Raw genomic sequence first — 18,952 nt, forward strand, 5'->3', positions numbered from 1 at the left:
CGGCACCTACTTTCGCCGCAATTGTCAGCCGGGATGGATGGCCCCACACTGAAGAAACGACAAAGGCCGGTCCCGTGAGCGGAAGGCCTGGAAGGAGCCGCGGGTGAACGGACCGACAGCCTTCTTTAACCGCGCTTACGACGAGACCATGTCTCTTCTGGTCGAGGCGCGGAACTATGTCGCTTATCAGGAGGCAGCAGACCAGCGCGGTCTGCCGCCAACCGTCCGTCTTCAGGTATCCTATGAAAGCATGCGGGTGACCAGCCGCCTGACCCAGGTCATGGCCTGGATGCTGGCGCAGAAGGCGGTGCATGCGGGCGAAATAACCCCGGCACAGGCGGTGGGCGATGATTATGCCCTGTCAGGCGGGGCCGTTTGTGCCGACCCGTCGGGGCCGGACAATCTGTTGCTGCCATCGGCCCTGCGCTCCCTGCTGGAACGCAGCCATAGTCTTTACATGCGCACGACGCGCCTGGAGGAAATGGTCCGGCGCGCCGTGGCGTGAGGAGCGTGGGCGTGAAGAGGCGGCGTAGTGCCGCCCCTCGTGCCTTGCCTTAATCGAACAGGGCGTCGATATCGGCCTGCGAGATGCTGGCCTTCGTATTTTCCTGCGGACCATGCAGGGCCAGACCGTCATCATGCTTGGAGATGTTCGGCGGCAGGGGCAGGGCCTCGAATTCCTTGCTGTTCCAGACCGACATCATGCCATCGATACGTTCTTCGATGAAGGCCAGGGCCTGCACCACCTTGGTGATGCGCTGGCCCGTTAGATCCTGGAAGTTACAGGCTTCGAAGATGCGCAGGGTGACGTCATTCAGATCCTTCAGGCGGCTGTTCTGATAGCCCTCGGGCAACTGCGACCGCACCTCGTTGACGATATCCTCAATCTCCTCGGCGGCGGAGATGATGCTGTTCGTTGCGGTTTCTGTGGAGCGCACCACGGCGGACAGCTGTTCGCTGGCCTCCATGAACGTATCCTGGTTGGACAGCGGGTGACGCAGCGCCGCCATCTCCACCTTCGTGGCCTTGATGCGGCCTGCGATATCGGAGATTTCGATCTGGATTTTTTCGATCTGGGTATGATCGACAGTCAGGAACCGGTCCAGCTTGGCGCCCAGGGCGCCGATGGCCGCCATCACCTCGCTATTGTCCATTTCGACATGGACGGGTGCCGGCGGGGGCGGGGGAAGGGCGGGACCAGCGGCTGCCACCTCACCGCCACGGTTTGGCGCCCTCTTGGCCATCTGGATTTCCGCCATGAAGGGCCGTCGCGGCGTCTGCACCATTCCCATCTCTCCCCCGTCACACAAGAACGCCGTCACCCGACCTGTCCAAAAGGCTTCATACCATCGGGTGCGGTAAACGCTTCCGCACTGTGACCGATGCCGCGGGCGCCTGCAAGACGCGATCAATGACCAAAAGATGAAGATGGTGAACCGGCACTCACGCCGTTTTTCCGCTCTCGTCCCGGATCCAATGGCAACCGGTAGGACCGGTGCCCGCCGCCAGCGCCGTGCCAAGTGCGGGCAGCAATTCGGACAGGGCCTCTTGCGTCTTCCAGGGCGGGTTCACCAGGATCAGGCCAGAGCCGTTCAGGCGGCCGGACCGGTCATCGTCGGACCAGCAAAGTTCGGCGGCCAGCATCTTGGGAATGCCGGTATCTTCCAGCATCTGATGCAACTTCCAGACGGCGGCCCGGTCCTTGACCGGGTACCAGAGCAGATATTGTCCCGTGGCCCAGCGGCGATGTGCCAGAGCCAGGGCCGCCACCATGCGCTCATACTCGTCCGGTGCCTCGAATGGCGGGTCGATGACGACCAGACCGCGCCGTTCCTTAGGCGGCAGATGCGCCTTCAGCGACAGCCACCCATCCATATGATGCACCGCCACCTGCGCGTCACCCCGGAACAGGTTCCGCAGCGTCTGCACATCCTCGGCATGCAGTTCGGCCAGCAGCAGCCGGTCCTGTTCGCGCATCATCATGCGGGTGATCAGGGGGGAACCCGGATAGGTGCGGATCGGTGACACACCGTCATTCAGCCGGTTCAGCAGGTCGAGATAGGGTTTCGCCGCCTCAGGCAACCGATTGGCACCGCCATCGGCCAATACACGGCGGATACCGCGCAGCGCCTCGCCGGTGCGGGTCGCGGCCTGGTCATCCAGGTCGTAACGACCGATACCGGCATGGGTATCCAGCACGAAGAAAGGCGCATCCTTGGTCCGCAGCCGGTCCAGCACCCAGGCGAGGACGGCATGCTTCATCACATCGGCGGCGTTGCCGGCATGGAAGGCGTGGCGGTAATTCATCTCAGGCGTTCTTCGTGATCGTCTGTGCCTTGACGGGATTGGTCACGCCCAGGCGGGTTTCGCGAACCGTGATGTAGACGCCGCTGGCGATCACGATCAAGGCCCCAACCGCCACCGCCGGGTGCGGAACCTCACCCCAGATCAGGAAGCCATAGCCGGTTGCCCACAGCATGGCAGTGTAATCGAACGGCGCGATCACCGCCACGGGCGCCCCGCGATAGGCGGTGGTCAGCAGCACCTGGGCCAGCCCGCCGATAATGCCCAGCAGGGCCAGCATGGCGGCATCACGCGGTGTCGGCATCACGAACTCCCGCGACATGGCAATGCCGGCCACAATGATGCCGGTGGCCATGAAATAGAACACGATGCTGGTACTTGGCTCCGTTGCCGACAGCCGTCGCACCGAAATCATGGCGCAGGCCGCCAAGAAGGAGGAGGTGAGGCCGAACAGGCTGCCGATCGCCTGCGTGCCGCCGGTCATGATGCCCTCAATCAGGGCGGCGTCAGGCCGGACCATGATCAACACGCCGGAAAAACCGACGATCAGCGCCAGCGCCCGTCGCCACCGCACCTTCTCCCCCAACACCAGAACACCCAATGTCGTGGTCCAGAGAGGGGCCGTAAAGGCCAGGGCCGAGGCATTGGCAAGCGGCAGATAAGTGATGGCGGTGAAGCCGCAGGTCATGGAAATGACGCCGATGACACTGCGTGCCAGATGGCCCAGCGGCCTTTTCGTCCGCAGCGACATCAGCCCACCCGCGCGCCAGATCAGCGGCAGCAGAACCACCATGGCGAACAGCGCTCGGAAGAAGATGATCTGGCTGACCGGATAGCGACCACCCAGCCATTTGATGCTGGCATTCATGGCGCTGAACAGGGTGACAGCGGCAATCATCGCCAGGATGGCGCGGGCGACAGGCGGCAATGTGGAAAGACGCGGCATGGACAGGCGGTTTCAGCGACCGTGATGGCAGAACATCATGGGTGCGCTAAACCAGGGCCAGAGACCAGCCAATCGTTCACATGGCTGACATGGGCAGCCGTGTTGATTTTATTTTAAAGATTCAAAGGCGTGCGGACGCGTCGTTCCGGGGGATCAGCCGACGGGCGTGTTCTCGTCGTGCTTTTCAAACGCCCTGCGGGTACGCGGACCCACCGCCGGCGGATCGCTGACGTCGCACTTGCCGGTGGTGCTGATCAGTTCAGCGCTGCCCTGGGCACCCAGGCTGACCAGCTGATTCTTGATCTTGCACTGGTAGGAAGCAGCCTTGACGCCCGACGACCCGTTATAGCGGGTGACGGCGGCAGCCCAGCTGCCGGTTTCACGGCGCAGGCTAACCAGATACTTGGCGGCGTAGCGCACATTGGCTTCCGGGTTCACGATCTTTTCGACCGGGCGGAAGGCCTGCTTGTGATGGGCCAGCGAAAGCTGCATGCAGCCGGCATAGACATTGCCGCGCAGGTTACCCTGATTGTCGCGCAGATAGGTGGCGGCCTCCGCCTCCGACCGCGGGAACATCACACGGCCACGCACATTCATGATGAACGGGCTGGGCGTGCCGCCACCGCCGCTTTCAACCAGCGAAACGGCCAGCAGGATACCCTTGGGGATATTGAATTCCTTTTCCGCATCGACGATGTGGTCCAGGCAACCGGCGCGGGCCGGAATGGCCAGGATCATCAGAGTGATGAGGAAAGTAAAGGCGAGGAGCAGGCGGGAGTCCGGGCGGGAGCGGGTGGCAACGCGGGATTGGCGCATCGTCATCTCAATCGTCCCCTCTGGTTCCGGTCATCCATGACGGGTTACCCCGCCGGTTAATCCCGCTTGCGTGCGGGCCCTGCAATCAGACCACCGTTACTGGAATGCGGTGGTCGCTCCCTCAAAGTCACCGGCTTCATGCGCCGACCGCATACCAATCCCAGAATTGACGCATTGGGTCAACCAAGAATCGTCCTGATTGATGCGTCTTTGTCACAGATCAAAGAAAATTGGACCTTTAACGCCTCTGGAAGCCGTCTCTCATGGAACAACACTCATGCTATAGGGCGGGTGAACAGGTTTCATCTCGCCTTGCCCGTCCCAGGATTCGCCATGTCGGATACCGTCGCCCGCGCCTATGAATTGCTGCATGCCCAGGACCGCCCCGGTGCCATTGCGCTGCTGCGGCAGGATGGCGGTCGTGAGGCGGTCGGCCTGTTGGGGGAGCTTTTGCTGGAGGACGGGCAGGCGGAGGCGGCGGCGGACGCCCTCTCAGCTGCGGTGGCTGCCGATCCAGGGCACATTCCCTGGCGCCGTGCCCTGGTCACCGCCCTGATGATGGCGGGCCGGGGGGAAGAGGCGTTATCCCAATGCCGCGACCTGCTGACCCGCCGCCCCGACGATGCCGTGGGACAGGTGCGGATGGCCCGCCTGCTGCTGGATGGGGGGGAGCGGGAAGCCGCCCTTGATCATGCGCGCGAGGCGCGCTTTCTGGCCAAGGGTGATCTGGACATCACGACCGCGACCGCCGCCATCCTGACCGATGCCGATGAGGCGTTGGCTGCCGTGGAGATGCTGGACGCCGCCCTGCGTCAGGCCCATCCCGCAGACCCGGCACAGCCGTTCGGCTGGGTGGCGCTGGGCAAGGCCTGGCTGCATCTGGGGGAGCCGGAAAAAGCGGCCAAGGCCTGGCAGGACGCATTGGACATGGATGAGGCCGACCCCGCCGGCGCCACCCCGCTGCTTGCCGGGTTGGCCGGGGCCGGGGCGCAGACCAGCCTGCCGCCGGCCTTCGTCCGCGCGTTGTTCGATACCTATGCTGACCGGTTTGACCGCGAACTGGTGGGCAAGCTGCGGTACGATGCGCCACAGGCCCTGCGGCAGTTGCTGCTGGAGCATGGAGGCTTAACGGGCTTGCGCATTCTGGATGCGGGCTGCGGCACCGGTCTGGCCGGCGTTGCGGTTCGGGACATGGCCTCGTATCTGGCGGGGTTCGACCTGTCACCGCGCATGGTGGACAAGGCGCGCACGCGGGATGTCTATGATGCGCTATGGGTAGGGGACCTGGTGGGGTCCATGGCGGAGCGGCCAGGGGCGTTCGATCTGGTTCTGGCGGCGGATGTGCTTGTCTATATCGGTGATCTGGCGCCGGTGATGGAAGCCGCTGCCACAACACTGGTTTCCGGTGGCCGCTTCGCCTTCACCTGCGAACGCAGCGATGGGCCGGGGTTCCAGCTGCATGAAGGCCGGCGCTTTGCCCATGGAGAGACACATATAGAGGATGCGGTGGCGACAGCCGGCCTGACCCTGACGCATCTGGCCCATCACAGCACCCGTATCGACCGGGGACAGCCGGTTCCCGGCTGGATTGCGCTGGTCGTCAAGGCGTGATCAGGCGACGGTGACGGTCCAGGGATCGTCACGGCCCTCAATATGCCATTCGGCCAGAAGGTCGCCATTGTCCTGGCCCGTCAGGGTCAGGTAATTGCGCTTGGCCAACAGGCGGCTTCCATCCGCATCCATGGGCTCCATGGACAGGGCCAGCCGGTCGAACAGGCTTTCCCGTCGCCCGGCCAGCCGTTCCATGACGCTGACACCGAACCCTTCTGGCGGTGGATGCACGATGCCAGAGCTGACAAACTGCCGGATGCGCAGGCCGGGGCTGGCCAGCATGCCATGGGCCGCCAGATGCACCTCCCCCGACAGGATGGTGACGCGTACGCCGCTGCGCCGGGCGAAGTCGGTAAGCATGCGCAGCACCCGCAGCCATTCCTCGCGATGCGCGGGGCTGCGCCACTGATCGCGCAGATCATCCTCCATCGCCTGCCGCCCCGGCAGCAGGTTCAAGAACCGTTCGGCCAGCCCGAAGCCGGGGAAGATCAGCGGTACCGACGACATCAGCAGCAGGTGGCGGCAGGACGCAAACCGATCCAGCCATTCCGGCAGGGCGGCCAGCGTCTGTGGCGACATAACCCGATCCTCCGTCCGCTCACTGCGCAGATCGGGGGCCAGCACACCGACACCGTTCAGCATCAGGGCCTGGCTGAAAGATGGCGGACCATCGGCCAGCAGTGTGTCGGCGGGATCATCATCGCCCATGCCGATCTGGAACAGGCGGAAGGCGCGGCGGGCTGCCTCATAAATCGCTCTATAGGCGGGGCTGTCCAGCAGTTCCGGCGGGTGCGAGCCCCAGCCATCGATAATGTCATGGTCGTCCCACATGCACAGCGATGCGACACCGCTTTGCAGGGCTGCCGGCTCGGCCTGGGTCCAGGCATGCAGGTAGGTGGCCAGATACCAGGCATTCAACTGTGCGGTCAGATCGGGGCCGGCTGACAGGCCGAGCCGCTTCATCAGCTTGGCTTCCGACAGGCTGCGCAGGGCCGGCACCCGTTCCCAAAGGCCATCGGCATAGACCTGATCGCCACCCATCAGCAAAAGATGTATGGGGTTGGACCGATGCCGGCCCAGCAGACGTGCCCACAGGGCGTTGCGCCGCAATCCGGCGGCCTCAATACTGTCCTCATCCTCACAGCCGCCGCAGCTGACAAAGCCGATGCGCGGCGCGATGGCGGTGCCGGGCACGGACAGCATCCACCGCCGCTCATCGTCTGCAAAGCCATAGGTAGCGCGGCCATCCTGCAGCCCGCGCGGTACCGCAAAATCATACCGCCACAGGCGCAACGTGCCGGGCGGGCAGGGAACACCCACCGGCCCCACGGGCGGCATATCCTTCCATTCATGCAGGAAGCGCGGGGGTACCGCCAGACCCACACCCTCCACCCGCAGATCGGGTGGTTCGGCATCACCGGCCAGCAGGAAAACCGCGGACACACGCCAGCGCTGCCCCGACCCCGTGGCCCCCTGGGCGCCGCGGGCGCGCAGCAAGGGGCCCATCAGGATGACGGGCGGTTCCGTCTTCTGTCGGGAACGCCGGGGTGAAGGAGGGGGTGGGGAACTCATCATCCTCGAAATGCGGTGGCGGGCGGGAAAGGTCAAGCCTGTAACAGTTTGACAAGGCTAATGGCGTGCGGGGCGGCCCCCGCTTTTTCCCATTGCCAACCGGTCGGCGGCAAGGCGGAATGGTGACATCTTTCTGTCATTACCGTTGTTGAAAGCCTGCTCACCATGGATGCCCGTTACCGTTCCCGCGAAATTGGCCGCAAGGCCGAAGATGTCGACGCGCTGAAGCGCTCTTTCCTGGAATGGCTGGTCTATTCGGTGGGCAAGGATGCCAAGACGGCGACGCGCCGCGACTGGTTCACCTCCGGCGCTTTGTCGGTGCGTGACCGTGTCGTCGATCGCTGGATGGATACGACGCGCGGGGTTTATGCCGCTGATGCCAAGCGCATCTATTACTTCTCAATGGAATTCCTGATTGGCCGGCTTCTGTCCAACAATCTGGACAATCTGGGCCTGACGGAGGTCTGCCGGGAGGCGGTTGACCGTCTGGGCCTGCGCCTGGAAGAAGTGCTGGATGCCGAACCCGACCCGGCACTGGGCAATGGCGGCCTGGGCCGGTTGGCCGCCTGTTTCCTGGACAGCATGGCGACGCAGCATCTGCCGGCCTATGGCTATGGCATCCGCTATGAATATGGTCTGTTCGAACAGCGCTTCGATCAGGGCTTTCAGGTGGAGTTCCCGGACAATTGGCTGCGTTTCGGCAACCCGTGGGAGTTTGCGCGGCCGGAGGTGCTGTACCCGATCCATTTCCATGGCCGGGTCGAAACCTATATCGATGGGGCCGGGGTGGAACGCCGCCGCTGGGTCGATACCGAAACCGTCCATGCCATGGCGTTTGACACGCCCGTCGTCGGTTACGGTGGCGAAACGATCAATACTTTACGCCTTTGGTCCGCCCGCGCCACCAGTGATTTCAACTTCCACCATTTCAATGATGGCGACTATCTGAAGGCTGTGGAAGGCAAGGTCCTGTCGGAGAACCTGTCACGCGTGCTCTATCCCAATGACGCGACGGAAGTGGGGCGCGAACTGCGGTTCAAGCAGGAATATTTCTTCACCAGCGCGTCCATCCAGGACATCCTGCGCCGCTATATGCAGCATCATAAGGATTTCGATGCGCTGCCGGAAAAGGCGGCCATTCAGTTGAATGACACACATCCGGCCATCGGTATCGCCGAACTGATGCGTATCCTGATCGATATTCATGGGCTGGATTGGGACAAGGCCTGGGACATCACCCGCCGTACCTTCAGCTATACCAACCACACCTTGCTGCCCGAGGCGCTGGAAAGCTGGCCCGTGGGCATGATGGAACATGTGCTGCCCCGGCATATGCAGATCATCTACGATATCAACGCCAAGTTCCTGCAAGGGGTCTGGTCTCGTTGCGATATCGATACGATCCGCCGTCTGTCCCTGATTGATGAGAATGGCGGGCGGCGGGTGCGCATGGGCGGGCTGGCCTTTCTGGGCAGCCACAAGGTGAACGGGGTTTCTGCCCTGCATACCGACCTGATGAAGCAGACGGTTTTCGCCGACTATCACCGCCTGTTCCCCGAACGCATCACCAACAAGACCAACGGCATCACCCCGCGCCGCTGGCTGCATCAGGCCAACCCGGCCCTGTCCCGCCTGATCAGCAGCCGCATCGGCGATGGCTGGATCACCGATCTGGGGCAGTTGGCAGCCTTGAAGGACAGGGCAGGGGACGAGGTGTTCCAGGAGGAATTCCGCCGGGCCAAACGCCAGAACAAGAAGCGGCTGGCCGCCTATATCGCCCGCCACCTGCGCATCGATGTCGATGTCGACAGTCTGTTCGATGTGCAGGTGAAGCGTATCCATGAATATAAGCGGCAGTTGCTGAACCTGTTGCAGACGGTGGCGCTCTATAATGATATCCGGGACAATCCCAACCGGGACTTTACCCCCGTCACCAAGATCCTGGCCGGCAAGGCAGCACCCGCCTATCACCAGGCCAAGCTGATCATCAAACTGGCGAATGACATTGCCAAGGTGGTGAATAATGACCCGCTGGTGCGCGGGCGGCTGAAACTGGTGATGCTGCCCAATTACAATGTCAGCCAGGCGGAAATCATCATGCCCGCCGCCGACCTGTCGGAACAGATTTCAACGGCGGGGATGGAGGCGTCGGGCACCGGCAATATGAAGCTGGCCCTGAACGGTGCCCTGACCATCGGCACCCTGGACGGGGCCAATGTCGAGATCCGCGACCATGTCGGCGCCGACAACATCTTCATTTTCGGCCTGACCGCGCAGGAGGTGCAGGATCTGCGGTCGGGTGGCGGCTTTGACCCGCGTGCCGTCGTGGGTGCAAACCCGCATTTAAAGCGTGCGCTGGACATGATCGGCAATGGTGCTTTCAGCCCCGATGACCCTGGACGTTTCCGCCCCATCGTCGATGCATTGCTGTACGGCGACCATTTCCTGGTCACCGCCGATTTCGAGGATTACCGCAACGCCCACAGTGCCGCCCGCGCGCTCTACCGGGATAAGGCGGAATGGACGGCCAAGGCCATTTTGAATACCGCCGGTATGGGCTGGTTCTCTTCCGATCGGACCATCATGGAATATGCCAGCGAAATCTGGGGCGTGGCGCCGGTGCTGCCCGTTGGGGATGCGGCGGATTGACCGCAATCGCCGGGGCGTCCGTCTGGATGCCCCGGCCTTCACGCATCAGTTCCGCCGCTTGAACCGTGACCCGACCTCTGCCTCTTCGTTTTCATACTGATAACCGAAGGTCTGCTTCTGACGGATCAGGGTGCCGGGATCGCCTACCGGCACCGTCGGCTGGTAACGCCATGTGCGAACGGCCTTATCAACCGATGTCGCATATTGCGGGTTGCCGGATTTCTCCAGAATCCTTGTTTCCTTCACCCGGCCATCGGCGGTGGACACCATGAATTCGATGGTCACCTGACCCGATACGGAGATGCGGTTGTCCGGCGTGTCCGGCACCTCCCGGAACAGCGGTTTCACCTCACCCTCCGGCACCGGCAATCCGCGCGTCGCCTCGACCCACTTGTCCTCTGTCACGCTGTCCCCGCGCTTGAAGGCGATATAGGCCAGCATGCCATAGGTGGGGCGCAGAACCGCCTTCACTGCCGCATCATCCTGCCCGACACCCCGATCCGCGACGGAGATGAACAGGGCCTCGGCCTCATCCTTGCGACCGGTTTCCATGGTCAGCAGGGCATGTTCATAATCCACCATCAGACGGACGACATGATTTGCCGGCACGGCCTGGGCCACGGCGGAGGCGCGGTCCAGGTACTTGCGGACATCAACGATGTCCATGGCGCCCTTCAACTGCCGCGCCTGGGTCAACAGGGCGTTGACATGTCCCACCGATTCCGCGCCGAAATTCTTGGCATACAGGTTGATGACCTGATCCTGTGCATCGCGCGCCGCCTCAAAATCCCCGGCACGGATCAGCGCCAGTGACAATTGCTCATGCACCGCGATCAGGGTTCCATCCTCCGGGCCGACATGGCGTTTCAGGGCCACGATGGCTTTGCGGATCGTGCTGGGGGCGGCCCGGTCCTTGGCCGTACGCAGGAAAATATCGATGGCGTTCAGCAGCAGTCGCTCATGGCTGGCCGCCTTATAGGTGGGTGACTGCTCGTAGAGTTCTGCTGCCTGCCAGGCCAGATCGAAGGCCTCGTTCAGCTTGCCTTCATTCATCATCGCCACGGAGGCCTTGTTCGCCTCCTGCCACGTCATGGCCGATGCCGGCAAGGATGATAGCAGCAGGGCACAGACAGCCAGACTGGCAACACGCATGGAAACCCCCGGAAAATATCGCGGGCTGCACGATATCTTTCCGGGGGGCGTCATTCAATACAGGAGATTGCACGATTGCAAATGCATGCAATCGTATGGTGTATTTTAACCTGTCAGCTTGCCGCGTTGCTGACGCTCTGCCGCACGGTGACCAGCGATCCGGCTGACCCTTCGGTCGCGGTGGGCTGGAAGCGCCAGTTCAGGATGGACTTGGTCATAACGGATACATATTTCGGATCGCCGGAGCTTTCCAGAACGCGGACTTCCTTGACCTTGCCGTCGGCGGTGGATACGCGCAGCTCCATGGTGGCGGACCCGGTCAGCCCGCTCTCGATGCTTTCCGGGATGGAGCGGAACAGGGGCTGCGGACCGCCGGCATGCTGCGGCAGGCCGCGCGTGGCCTCCACCATGCGGTCCTCGGTCTGCGGATCGCCCTCACGCTGCGCAATGAAGGCCAGCATGCCATAGGCATCGCGGGCCAGGCTGCGCATCGCCACATTCTCCGACGCCCGCGCCTGCCTTACGATGGAACGAAGCTGCGCGCCGGCGGCGCTGTCGCGACCGGCATCGATGGCGCCCATGGCCTGTTCAAATTCCACCTGCAGGCGGATCGGATGATCGGCAGGCAGGCTCTTGGTCAGGCCGTCGATCCGATCCAGATAGCGCTGGGCCGTGGCCGCATCGCGGGCGGCCTTGGCGGTGCGGACCAGTTCCAGCTGCGCATTCACGCTGCCTACGCTATCGGCGCCATAGTTCTTTTCATAAAGCGTGGCCACCCGCTCATAGATCAGCTTGGCCTTGGCCTTGTCGCCCAGGGCCAGATAGGACTTGGCCAGTTGCTCATTCAGCGCGATGGTTTCCGGCGCCCCCTCGGGCACATGCCGGCCAATGGCTGTCAGCGCCTTTTGCAGCATTTCCGGTGTCTTGGCCGGATTCTGGATCTGCAGGAAGATGTCGGCCGCGTTCAGCAGCAGACGCTCATGATTGCTGGGCTTGTAGTTGGGGGCCTTCTCATACAGTTCTGCGGCCTGCCACGCCAAGTCGAAGGCCGGCTGCAACTTGCCTTCCACCATCAACGCCACAGAAGCCTTGTTGGCTTCCTGCCAGCTGGATGCGGCCTGTACTGGGCCAGCCAGCAGTAGCGCGCACGCTGCGACGGGGATCAATTTCGTTGCAAACATGCAACCTCCTGGGAATGTCAAGTAAAAAGTTAAATGTAACTTACGATGCTTTGCGTCTCCGCTCAAGCGGGGAAAGTTTGGCTCGTGCAATGTTTCTGCTTTTGCACTCGCCCTGCGCCGCGCGCTGCCCAGCCTTGTGATGGGGCTGGACGGATTTCGCTGGTGCAACAGCATGGTTTCCGTCATGGTCCGTTCCGTAACCGAGTGGCTGTGGGGCCCCCGGTGGCCACCCATGCCACCAATAAGATACGCCCCGAATGATGAGAGTCGGGTCGTGTCGCTGCCCATCGCCCTGATGGTGCCGCCCTTCGCTTTCCGAACCAGCAGAAGCCGCTCCGAAGCGCAACCGCCAGCGCCGGGATAACCCCGACGTTTGGCATCCCTTGCGCTCCAACCGCGTCCGGACCCGTCAAGGGCCGGCGGTGCGGAGCGTTTGGCTTTGTCCGAAGAAAGCACGTTCCTTGACCATTACCTTTTCCGATCTCGCTCTTCCCGCTTCCCTGATGCAGGCCGTGGCCGAGCTGGGCTATGTCAACCCGACCCCGATCCAGGCGCAGGCCATTCCCGCCGCGCTGGAGGGCCAGGATGTCGTGGCCTCCGCCAACACCGGCACCGGCAAGACCGCCGCATTCGTGCTGCCGGCTCTGGCCCGCATTGCCGCGTCGGAGCGTCAGGCCGGTTCCTGGGGCCCGCGCGTCCTGGTGCTGACGCCGACGCGTGAACTGGCCAGCCAGGTGCTGGAGCAGGTTCGCCTTCTGTCGAAATTCGGTCGTATCCAGACCGGCACCGTGCTGGGCGGCATGCCCTACCGCGCCCAGATCGAGATGTTGCGCCGCCGCGCCGATCTGATCGTCGCGACGCCGGGCCGCCTGATCGATCATCTGGAAAACGGCAAGGTCGACCTGTCCTGCATCGAGATGCTGGTGCTGGACGAAGCCGACCGCATGCTGGACATGGGCTTCCGCGATGCCGTGGAACAGATCGCCGGCGCCTGCCCGGAAGGTCGCCAGACCCTGCTGTTCACCGCCACGCTGGACCGCACCGCGGAAAAGCTGGCCGCCAGCCTGACCAAGAACCCGGTGCGCGTCGATGTGGCCGGCAAGGCTGTCACCAACACCTCCATTGAGCAGCGGTGGCTGCGCGCCGACGGGCTGGACCACAAGCACAAGCTGCTGGGCCGCCTGCTGGAAGATGAAGCCTTCGGCAAGGGCATCATCTTCATGGCGACCAAGGCCGATTGCGATGTGATGGCCGACCGCCTGTCCGAGCAGGGCCACCGCGCCATGCCGCTGCATGGCGACATGCAGCAGCGCGAGCGTAACCGCGTGGTGCAGTGGCTGCGTGACAGCCGCATCAACGTGCTGGTCGCCACCGACGTTGCCGCCCGCGGCATCGACATTTCCGACCTGTCCCACGTCATCAATTTCGACCTGCCGCGCGTTGCCGAAGATTACGTGCACCGTATTGGCCGTACCGGCCGTGCCGGTGCCACCGGCATCTCCTACAGCCTGTTCACCCGCCATGACCGCAATCTGGTCCGCGCGATTGAGCAGTATACGGGCCAGCCGCATATCCAGACCACTCTGCCGGGCCTGGAGCCGATGCCCGAGCCGGAGCGCAGCAAGTTCCGTCCCGGCGGTGCCGGGCCCAAGCCGTACGGTGCCCGCAGCAATCAGGCTGGCAAGCCCTATGGCAACAAGGGTGGCTATGGCGGCCAGCGCCGTGAAGGCGGCTGGGGTGGTGAGCGCCGCGAGGGTGGCTATCAGGGCGGCGAACGCCGTGATGGCGCCCAGGGTGGCGAGCGCGCCGAAGGCGGCTTCCGCGCCGAACGCCGTGAGGGTGGTTACCAGGGCGGCGAACAGCGCTCGCAGAGCGACCGTCTGGGCGGTTGGCAGGGCGAACGCCGTGAAGGTGGTTACCAGGGCGAGCGTCGTGAACGCCGCGACTTCCAGGGCGAAGGCCAGCATCAAGGCGGCGAGCGTCCCCAGCGCGCCTGGACCCCGGATGCCAGCCCCGTCGCCGGTGAAGCCCGCACCCCGCACCCGCACAAGGCCAACCCCTACAAGCCCCATGCCGGCAAGGGCCGTCCCCACGGCCATGGCGGCGAAGGCCGCGCCGACTTCCGCGACGCCGGCCATGGTGGTGAAAAGCGCCGCGAATTCCGTGGCGAACGCCAAGGTGAAGCCCGCGCCGAAGGCGGTGCCGCCCCGACGCGCCGTCCGTTCCGTCAGGCTTGATCACTGACCGGAGAAGCCCCTCTCCCGCCGCTGGCCGGGGGAGGGGCTTTTTCATTTCAAGTTTCGGTCCGTATCCGTTAATCCACCAGCGCCCGCTGTCCGATTGAAGAGCACGCGTCATGCCCGACAACATCCTCGAAACCGAAGTTGCCAAGCGTCGTACCTTTGCCATCATCGCGCACCCTGACGCGGGTAAGACGACGTTGACGGAAAAGCTGCTGCTGTTCGGCGGTGCCATTCAGATGGCGGGTGCCGTGAAGGCGCGTGGCGAGCAGCGGCGCGCGCGGTCGGACTGGATGAAGGTGGAGCGGGAGCGCGGGATTTCGGTCACGGCGTCGGTGATGAATTTCGACTATGCCGACCGCACCTTCAACCTGGTCGACACGCCGGGCCACGAAGACTTTTCCGAGGATACGTATCGCACCCTGACCGCCGTCGACAGCGCCGTGATGGTGATCGACGGGGCCAAGGGTATCGAAGCCCAGACGCGCAAACTGTTTGAGGTTTGCCGCATGCGTGATGTGCCCATCATCACGTTTGTGAACAAGATGGACCGCGAGGCGCGTGACCCGTTCGATCTGATGGACGAGGTGGAGCGCGACCTGCAACTGGAGGTAACGCCCGCCTCCTGGCCCATCGGGTCGGGGTCGGATTTCCGGGGCTGTTATGACCTGATCCGCGACCGGCTGATCCTGATGGATCGCCGTTCGGGCGATGTGGCGACCGATGGCGTGGAATGCAACGGCATCGACGATCCCAAGATCGACCAGATGCTGCCCGCCGATCAGGCCGCCAAGCTGCGCGAGGATGTGGCGATGGTGCGGGAACTGTGCCCGCCCTTCAATCTGGAAACCTATCGTGAAGGTCACCAGACACCGGTCTTCTTCGGCTCCGCCATCAATAATTTCGGCGTGCGTGAGCTGCTGCTGGGTCTGGCCGCCTATGCCCCGCCGCCGCGCCATCAAAAGGCCGATGGCCGCATGGTGGCACCGGACGAGGGCAAGGTCACGGGCTTCGTGTTCAAGGTCCAGGCCAACATGGACCCCAACCACCGCGACCGCATCGCCTTCTTCCGCCTCTGTTCCGGCCATTTCAAGCGCGGGACCAAGCTGAAGCATATGCGCAGCGGCAAGATCCTGGCCGTGAACAATGCGGTTCTGTTCCTGGCCCGCGACCGTGAACTGGCTGAAGACGCCTTCCCCGGCGATATCATCGGCATTCCCAATCACGGCACCCTGCGCATCGGTGACACGCTGACCGAGGGCGAGGAACTGCGCTACACGGGCGTGCCAAGCTTCGCGCCCGAACTGTTGCAGCGCGTGCGCCTGGACGACCCGATGAAGGTGAAGCATCTGCGCAAGGCGCTGGAGCATTTCGCCGAAGAAGGGGCGTCGCAGGTCTTCAAGCCCATCGTCGGCGCCGATTGGGTGGTGGGCGTGGTCGGTCAGCTGCAGTTCGAAGTGCTGGCCGCGCGCATTGAGGCCGAATATGGCATGAAGGCGCGGTTCGAGACGGCGGGCTATGACGCTGCCCGCTGGGTGGAAAGCGATGATCCGGTGGCGCTGAAGAACTTCATCGACAGCCGCCGCGCCGATCTGGCCGAGGATCATGACGGCGCGCTGGTCTATCTGGCCCGCAATGGCTGGCAGTTGAACCGCGCGCAGGAGGATTTCCCGGCCCTGCGGTTCCTGAAGACGCGTGAGCAGAACAAGAGCGTGACAACAGTGGCGGCCTGACCGGGCCGCCACCTATCCCCCTTGCGCGCCCAACACCCGATGGAGGGCGTTATCGGCCATGGGCGCGAAGGACCAGTCGGATGCCATGCATTCGAAAGTCTCGTCCTTCATGTGGAACAGGAAGTGGCGCATCCCGTCTGCGTCGGGGGCCAGGGTAATCCAGTCGTCCGGCTGATCCCGCAATGGATCGGGGCCGGTCAGTTCGTAGAATTCGCCCCAATCCGGGGCCGCCTGACGGTAGCGGCACTGGTTCTGGTACCAGCCCTCGTCATTGGTTTCGCCCAGCCGGTACCGGCTGCTATTGCCGAACCTCAGAATCCCTTGTTCGTCTTCCTGGAATGCAGGAAAGGCATAGTGGTTCAGGATAAGGCGCATGTGAAGCGCCCCATCCTGGGTCCAGAATTCTGGCGCTGGGCACACAGGCTCCGCGTTCCAACCCCGGTTCAGGCGGGTGAAGGTTGGCGGAGGTGGGCGCACGGCGGCTAGGCGCTGCCGCCGATGTGAAAAGAATGACATGGGCTTGCTGCCTTTCTGGCCACATGCCCACCCGATATCAGATCACGCCGACCAGATACAGAATGATGATGATAGGGATCGGGATACCGAGGGCCCAAAGCAGAATGCCGCGCATGTTCTTTCTCCTCTGACCGTGGGGTTCATGGAGAGGGAACAGCGTTACGGTGCGGATGGTTCCGTCTTAACGTGCCGCAATCGCTACCGTGATCGTGTCGGCATAGGTGCCGGCGATGGCCTGCGGGTTGGCGGGGATGTTCACCTTGAAGCTTTTGGTGGACACCGTCTTCTTGGCGCTGGTCCGTGTCAGGACGACGGGGTTGGCCAGCGATTTCACGCCCGAATTGTCATATTGCACCGTATAGGCGGCGCGCGCGCCGGTGGCGTTCACCAGCGCACCGGCATTGGCGGACGAGATGGTGACGGTAAAGCCGTTGCCACGGTTGCACTTTTCACCCACGGTGCCGATGGTCAGATTGCTGGTGCCTTTGATCAGATCGACGCTGCTGGTGTTTGTCTGATTGATCTGCACGAAGCAGATACTTTCCATGGTGCCACGCAGGCCGATGCTGCCATTGGACTGCGCCAGCACCGGAAGGGCGCTGGAGGCCAAAAGCAGGGTGGCGGCCAACGCCGCGCATGCGTGGTCTTTGCGGACCATGGTGACAACCTCGGTTCTGGCCTTGGGGCCTTGCAATGCCGGCTGATGCCGGTCGTTCCTGTACTAAAGCAAGACTGATTCCAGGTAATTTAGGGCATCTGCATCGGATTGTCGTTGCACTATGCAATGGTTTGGTGGTTTTGTAGTGCCTGCAATTGCATTGTGCAAAGTGTCCAGTTTTGCATAATGCAATAAACAAGACCCTTTTCCATCGCCCCATAATCCGTTATGACAAGGTTGTCACATAGCTGGGCGATAGAATGATCCGGCGGGTGAAGCAGGGAGGATAGATCATGGCCCCTACGCGTCGTGCGGCACTGGGGATGCTGGCTGCCGCCGCATCCGCCCCCCTGGCCCCGTCCTGGGCTTCCAGCCCACCGCCGTGGCATTCATTGATCCCGCCTGCCGCCGCCCCGGATGGTTCCATTACCGGCTGGCGCCCGCTGGGCGGACGGGCCAGTTATCGGCTGGACGCGGGGGAGATTGTCGGGACATCGGTGGAGAAATCGCCCAACAGTTTCCTGTGCAGCGAGGAACTGTTCGGCGATTTCATCCTGGAATTCGAGGTGAAGACCGATCCGCGCCTGAATACCGGTGTGATGATCCGCGCAGAGTCCAAGCCCGATTATCGCAACGGCGTCGTCCATGGCTATCAGGTGGAAATCGACCATGCCGCCCGCCGCTGGACGGGCGGGCTGTATGATGAACAGCGCCGGCTGTGGCTGGCGACACCGGCCCACCGGCCTGAACCCAGGCCAGCTTCAAATCCGGCGACTGGAACCATCTGCGGGTGGAGGCGGTGGGGACGCGTTTTCGCACCTGGCTGAACGGTCTGCCTGCCATTGTCATGGTCGATGACATGACGCCGCGCGGCTTTATCGGGTTGCAGGTGCATGATGTCGGCCCCGATCCCGCCAATGCCGGGCTGGAGGTGCGGTTCCGCAACCTGCGCATCATCACCGACGATCCTGCCCGCTATATGCGCAGGCCGCTGGACGTGACGGATGAGCAGGACTTCATCGCCAACCATGTCAGCGCCGAACGCGCTGCCCTGGGTTGGCGTCTGCTGTGGAATGGGCAGGATGGGGCGGGGTGGTCCGGCCTGTCGGCTACCGGCTGGCAGATCGGTGACGGGGTTATCATCCGCGACGGTGCCGCCACCCCGCTGGTCACCGCCGACCGGTTTACGGATTTCGATCTGGAACTGGATGTGCGCACGGTTGACGGGGCCGATGGCACCGTCACCTATCTGGGCAGTGCCGATTATCGCGTGGCACAGGGGCCGCAGGGGCAGGGGGATGCCGCCAGCGGCACCCTGATCGGCAAGGTACCGGCCCGCAACCTGACCGATCCCAATCCCGACAAGCCATCGATGAAGCCCGCCGGCCAGTGGAACCGCGTCCGTATCCTGGCGCGCGGCGACCGGATCGAACATTGGCTGAATGGATCAAAGCTGGTGGAGGGTAGCCGCGCGGCCTTGGGCCTGCCGCCATCGGGCCCCATCCTGCTGCGCCCCGGCAAGGACCGTCTGGAATTCCGTTCCGTCCGTATCCGTCCCCTGTAAGGAACGCTGC

The 18,952-nt window shown here is 63.3% G+C and carries 16 protein-coding genes; 7 read left to right on the forward strand and 9 right to left on the reverse strand.

Features of this window, described 5'->3' with window-relative positions; all coding sequences use genetic code 11:
• Window positions 1–103 precede the first annotated feature (103 nt).
• Entirely contained in the window at window positions 104–505 is a 402-nt protein-coding gene (locus ACT6Q8_RS08560) for a DUF1465 family protein (protein WP_082372545.1), read from the forward strand.
• Between the two features lie 49 nt (window positions 506–554).
• Here ACT6Q8_RS08560 and ACT6Q8_RS08565 read toward each other — a convergent pair whose 3' ends face one another.
• The 4 genes from ACT6Q8_RS08565 to ACT6Q8_RS08580 all read right to left on the reverse strand — a co-directional run bounded on the left by ACT6Q8_RS08565 (window position 555) and on the right by ACT6Q8_RS08580 (window position 4,072).
• Window positions 555–1,286 carry a protein phosphatase CheZ gene (locus ACT6Q8_RS08565; RefSeq protein ID WP_245924139.1) on the reverse strand — a complete coding sequence of 244 codons (732 nt, stop codon included), beginning with the start codon at window positions 1,284–1,286 and terminating at the stop codon, window positions 555–557.
• 157 nt (window positions 1,287–1,443) lie between these two features.
• Window positions 1,444–2,307, reverse strand: a complete 864-nt coding sequence (locus ACT6Q8_RS08570; protein WP_444733195.1) for a 23S rRNA (adenine(2030)-N(6))-methyltransferase RlmJ — start codon at window positions 2,305–2,307, stop codon at window positions 1,444–1,446.
• A 1-nt stretch (window position 2,308) separates the two neighbouring features.
• Window positions 2,309–3,250, reverse strand: coding sequence for a DMT family transporter (locus ACT6Q8_RS08575; RefSeq protein WP_054169494.1), 942 nt, complete (start codon window positions 3,248–3,250; stop codon window positions 2,309–2,311).
• Window positions 3,251–3,403: 153 nt separating this feature from the next.
• Window positions 3,404–4,072, reverse strand: a complete 669-nt coding sequence (locus ACT6Q8_RS08580; protein WP_444733196.1) for a transglycosylase SLT domain-containing protein — start codon at window positions 4,070–4,072, stop codon at window positions 3,404–3,406.
• 327 nt (window positions 4,073–4,399) lie between these two features.
• On the opposite strand from ACT6Q8_RS08580, the gene ACT6Q8_RS08585 reads away from it, so the two are divergent.
• Entirely contained in the window at window positions 4,400–5,677 is a 1,278-nt protein-coding gene (locus ACT6Q8_RS08585) for a tetratricopeptide repeat protein (protein ID WP_444733197.1), read from the forward strand.
• Here the strand turns inward: ACT6Q8_RS08585 and ACT6Q8_RS08590 are convergent, their stop codons facing one another.
• Complete coding sequence (locus ACT6Q8_RS08590; protein ID WP_444733198.1) at window positions 5,678–7,174, reverse strand: alkaline phosphatase D family protein; 1,497 nt, start codon at window positions 7,172–7,174, stop codon at window positions 5,678–5,680.
• Window positions 7,175–7,414: 240 nt separating this feature from the next.
• On the opposite strand from ACT6Q8_RS08590, the gene ACT6Q8_RS08595 reads away from it, so the two are divergent.
• Complete coding sequence (locus tag ACT6Q8_RS08595) at window positions 7,415–9,898, forward strand: glycogen/starch/alpha-glucan phosphorylase (protein ID WP_054169490.1); 2,484 nt, start codon at window positions 7,415–7,417, stop codon at window positions 9,896–9,898.
• A gap of 45 nt (window positions 9,899–9,943) precedes the next feature.
• On the opposite strand, the gene ACT6Q8_RS08600 is transcribed toward ACT6Q8_RS08595, so the two are convergent.
• Both ACT6Q8_RS08600 and ACT6Q8_RS08605 read right to left on the reverse strand, forming a co-directional pair.
• Window positions 9,944–11,050 carry an energy transducer TonB gene (locus ACT6Q8_RS08600; RefSeq protein ID WP_444733199.1) on the reverse strand — a complete coding sequence of 369 codons (1,107 nt, stop codon included), beginning with the start codon at window positions 11,048–11,050 and terminating at the stop codon, window positions 9,944–9,946.
• A 113-nt stretch (window positions 11,051–11,163) separates the two neighbouring features.
• The gene (locus ACT6Q8_RS08605; protein ID WP_444733200.1) at window positions 11,164–12,231 is read right to left on the reverse strand and encodes a hypothetical protein; all 1,068 of its coding nucleotides are present in this window, start codon (window positions 12,229–12,231) and stop codon (window positions 11,164–11,166) included.
• Between the two features lie 461 nt (window positions 12,232–12,692).
• Between ACT6Q8_RS08605 and ACT6Q8_RS08610 the strand changes: the two genes are divergently transcribed.
• Window positions 12,693–14,468 (forward strand): DEAD/DEAH box helicase, encoded by a 1,776-nt coding sequence (locus tag ACT6Q8_RS08610; RefSeq protein ID WP_444733201.1) that lies wholly within the window; start codon window positions 12,693–12,695, stop codon window positions 14,466–14,468.
• Window positions 14,469–14,587: 119 nt separating this feature from the next.
• Window positions 14,588–16,204, forward strand: coding sequence for a peptide chain release factor 3 (locus tag ACT6Q8_RS08615; protein ID WP_444733202.1), 1,617 nt, complete (start codon window positions 14,588–14,590; stop codon window positions 16,202–16,204).
• Between the two features lie 12 nt (window positions 16,205–16,216).
• Here the strand turns inward: ACT6Q8_RS08615 and ACT6Q8_RS08620 are convergent, their stop codons facing one another.
• Both ACT6Q8_RS08620 and ACT6Q8_RS08625 read right to left on the reverse strand, forming a co-directional pair.
• Window positions 16,217–16,579 carry a hypothetical protein gene (locus ACT6Q8_RS08620; protein WP_444733203.1) on the reverse strand — a complete coding sequence of 121 codons (363 nt, stop codon included), beginning with the start codon at window positions 16,577–16,579 and terminating at the stop codon, window positions 16,217–16,219.
• Between the two features lie 322 nt (window positions 16,580–16,901).
• Window positions 16,902–17,378, reverse strand: coding sequence for a hypothetical protein (locus tag ACT6Q8_RS08625; protein ID WP_444733204.1), 477 nt, complete (start codon window positions 17,376–17,378; stop codon window positions 16,902–16,904).
• A 293-nt stretch (window positions 17,379–17,671) separates the two neighbouring features.
• Here ACT6Q8_RS08625 and ACT6Q8_RS08630 point away from each other — a divergent pair, with 293 nt between their 5' ends.
• Both ACT6Q8_RS08630 and ACT6Q8_RS08635 read left to right on the forward strand, forming a co-directional pair.
• On the forward strand, window positions 17,672–18,205 hold the full coding sequence (locus tag ACT6Q8_RS08630; protein WP_444733205.1) for a 3-keto-disaccharide hydrolase: 534 nt from the start codon (window positions 17,672–17,674) through the stop codon (window positions 18,203–18,205).
• On the forward strand, window positions 18,178–18,942 hold the full coding sequence (locus ACT6Q8_RS08635) for a family 16 glycoside hydrolase (RefSeq protein WP_444733206.1): 765 nt from the start codon (window positions 18,178–18,180) through the stop codon (window positions 18,940–18,942). Before ACT6Q8_RS08630 ends, ACT6Q8_RS08635 begins: the two co-directional genes overlap by 28 nt.
• The last annotated feature ends 10 nt before the right edge of the window (window positions 18,943–18,952 follow it).

It is taken from the genome of Niveispirillum sp., from assembly GCF_052437035.1.
Taxonomy (GTDB): domain Bacteria; phylum Pseudomonadota; class Alphaproteobacteria; order Azospirillales; family Azospirillaceae; genus Niveispirillum.